We start from the raw sequence: 1,032 nt of genomic DNA, 5'->3' as shown, positions 1-1,032 counted from the left end.
ACGATTCGTGCTCAGCAATGGGAAAAGGGTATCTCTTGCCCTGTCCTCGTATCTCGCCACCAGCTCCAACGCTTCGGGCAGGAGTTTCACCCTGGCAAGTGTTCCGGTCTTCTTGCGGTTATAGATGAGCCATTTGTCACCATCCTCCAACACCTTGACATTGGCTTTCGTGATGGAAACGGTGTCTATGAAGGCTGTTCCTGCATAGCAGGCGAAAAGAAACAGGTCACGGCTAACGGATAGTCTCGGCTTGTCTTCGGGCAGTTCCACATCACGGATTTTTATGAAATCAGACATGCTGAGAGCCTTGGGTGTCGTAACCTTTGGAGTGCCAACCCGATAATGGGCGAACAGCAGGTTCTTGCACAAGCCTCGCTCAAAGGCGATGCGGCACATCTTCTTGAAGAGCGACACATAGATGGTGATGGTTCCTGATGAAAAGCCTTTCTCGTCAAGCAAGTAATGGTGAAAGTCACTGATGAAAGGCTCGGTCAGCTGTCCGAAAGCCAAATCAGTCAACCTATACTTCTCCCCGATGAACTCAGCGAGATTCTTGCGAATCTTTCTGTAAGTCCAGACACTGCTCTTCGACATATCGATGCCCTCATGGGTGCTGAGTTCACTGATATGCCCGTCCACGAAGGAGAGAAGGGTGGTCTGTGTCTTGACGCTACCCTGCAAAGCCTCCTTGACATCCTTAGCCTCGAAGTCCGTTCTCTTTTCCACAAGCACATCGAAAGCCTTTTGGATGGAAAGCAACAACTGCTCGATGTCCTTGTTGGTCTCCACGGCTTCCTTGCTCTTGCCCTCCAATCGGCTGGCACGAGGATTCCAAAGCGATGGAGTGCAAGACAACTTGCAGGAGAACTGCGCCATAGTCCTGTTCACCGTGATGCGTCCCATGATGGGAGCTTTTCCATTCTTGTCCATTCCGCTCTTTTTTAGGTAGAGCAACACCTTGAATTTTTCGATTTTCATAACGCTTACATTTTGAGTGTGCAAATATAATCATTTTGTAAGCGTTCCTTGATA

The 1,032-nt window shown here is 49.2% G+C and carries 1 protein-coding gene; it reads right to left on the bottom strand.

What is annotated here, in order from left to right; translation table 11 throughout:
- The coding region (locus DWV53_RS04160; protein ID WP_118151824.1) for a site-specific integrase at positions 1 to 978 on the bottom strand (978 nt) is incomplete at its 3' end.
- Positions 979 to 1,032: the final 54 nt, after the last annotated feature.

The sequence above is a fragment of the Segatella copri genome (assembly GCF_003465495.1).
Taxonomy (GTDB): Bacteria; Bacteroidota; Bacteroidia; order Bacteroidales; family Bacteroidaceae; genus Prevotella; species Prevotella copri_G.
This window is presented reverse-complemented; position numbering and strand designations above follow the sequence as displayed.